Genomic DNA, 1,584 nt, shown 5'->3' with positions numbered 1-1,584 from the left:
CTGCGGGGCCTGCTCGGAGGTCCCCTCCGCACCGGGGGAGGAGGCGTCGCCGTCACCGCGCTGCGTCGGCGGCGTGTACGGGCGATCGGCGAAGGGATCGTTCTGGTCGGTCATGGGACAACATTCTCCCCGATCGCTGAGACCCCGCTGAGCGGCACGTGTGAGGCACGGAAGAACCCTGCGTCCGTCCTGGCACGCCAGTCGGTGTGGCTCAGGCGGGGGAGGCGTCCGCCGCCGGCAGCTCGAAGGTGACGACCGTGCCGCCCGACGGGGGCGACTCCGCGCGCACCGACCCGCCGTGGCGCACGGCGGCCTGGTGCACGATCGACAGCCCGAGGCCCGAGCCGGGCATCGTGCGCGCCTCGGTGGAGCGGAAGAACCGCTCGAAGACGTGCGGCAGGTCCTCCGCGGCGATGCCGGGACCCTCGTCGCGGACCGTGAGGACGCCGTCGCGCAGTCGCACGGTGACCGTCCCGCCCTCGGGGCTCCACTTCACCGCGTTGTCGAGCAGGTTGGTCACGGCCCGCTCGAGCACGTGCGCCTCGCCGATGACGTCCCAGTGCTCCAGCCGCACGTCGAGCACGAGACCACCGGCCCGCGGGCGCACCCGCTCGACAGCCTGCTCGACCACGTCGACGAGGTCGAGGGGCTCGGGCGCGCGGTGCAGTGGCTCGTCGCGGGCGAGCTCCACGAGGTCGCCGACGAGCGTCGTGAGCTCGCCGAGCTGGGCGCGGACGTCGTCCATGATCTCGCGCCGCTGCTCGATGCTGAGCTCGCGGTCGGAGCGCTCCGTGGCCTGGCCGAGCAGCTCGATGTTGGTGCGCAGGCTCGTGAGCGGGGTGCGCAGCTCGTGCCCCGCGTCGGCCACGAGCTGGCGCTGACGCTGCTGCGACGCGTCGAGCGCCAGCATCATCTGGTTGAACGAGGAGGTCAGGCGGGCGAGCTCGTCGTGCTCGGAGCCGGTGACCTCGATCGGCTCCAGCTGCGCCGTGCGGGCGACCCGCTCGGTCGCGGCGGTGAGCCGGCGGACCGGCCGCAGACCGTTGGTGGCGACCACCCATCCGGCCACGCCCGCGACGAGGATGCCGACCGCGCTGGTGAGCAGGAGGATCACCTTCAGCCGTTCCAGCGACCGCTGCGTCGACTCCATAGACTGCGCCAGCACCAGCGCCTGCCCGGGACCGGCCTGCACCGCGACGATCCGGTAGGGCACGCCGGCGATGCGCGCCGTCCGCTGCGACGTCTTCTCCTCGCCCAGCGACACCTGGATCTCGCGCTCGTCGAAGGGCACGTTCGTCTGCGTCTGCCGGGTGAAGATGCGCCCGCCCTCGACCGAGATGAAGCGGATGCCGAAGACGGCGAGCAGGTCGGTGTCGGCCGTCGACATCGTCGACGGCGAGTAGCCGGCCGCGACCGCGGCGTCGGCCCGCTTGATCAGCGAGGCGTCGAGGGAGTCCTCGAGCTCGGCGCGCACCGTGATGTAGACCGTCGCGCTCGCCACGGCCAGCACCGCCGCGACCGCACCGGTGGTGAGCAGCGCGACGCGCAGCGCGAGCGAGGCGCGCGCCGTGAAGGGGTGGATGC

1 protein-coding gene is annotated in these 1,584 nt (G+C 73.0%); it reads right to left on the bottom strand.

The window, feature by feature from the left end; translation table 11 throughout:
- Nucleotides 1-211: 211 nt before the first annotated feature.
- The gene (locus A6Q79_RS09710) at nt 212-1,150 is read right to left on the bottom strand and encodes a HAMP domain-containing sensor histidine kinase (protein ID WP_317698002.1); all 939 of its coding nucleotides are present in this window, start codon (nt 1,148-1,150) and stop codon (nt 212-214) included.
- Nucleotides 1,151-1,584 lie beyond the last annotated feature (434 nt).

The sequence above is a fragment of the Aeromicrobium sp. REDSEA-S32_B7 genome (assembly GCF_001626145.1).
Classification (GTDB): domain Bacteria; phylum Actinomycetota; class Actinomycetes; order Propionibacteriales; family Nocardioidaceae; genus Aeromicrobium; species Aeromicrobium erythreum.
The sequence above is the reverse complement of the archived record's forward strand: the minus strand, read 5'-3'. Positions and strand labels throughout refer to the sequence as shown.

Excerpts from the sequence above, each read along its gene's own strand:
- A6Q79_RS09710 (WP_317698002.1), bottom strand. The coding sequence starts at position 1,150 with ATGGAGTCGACGCAGCGGTCGCTGGAACGGCTGAAGGTGATCCTCCTG.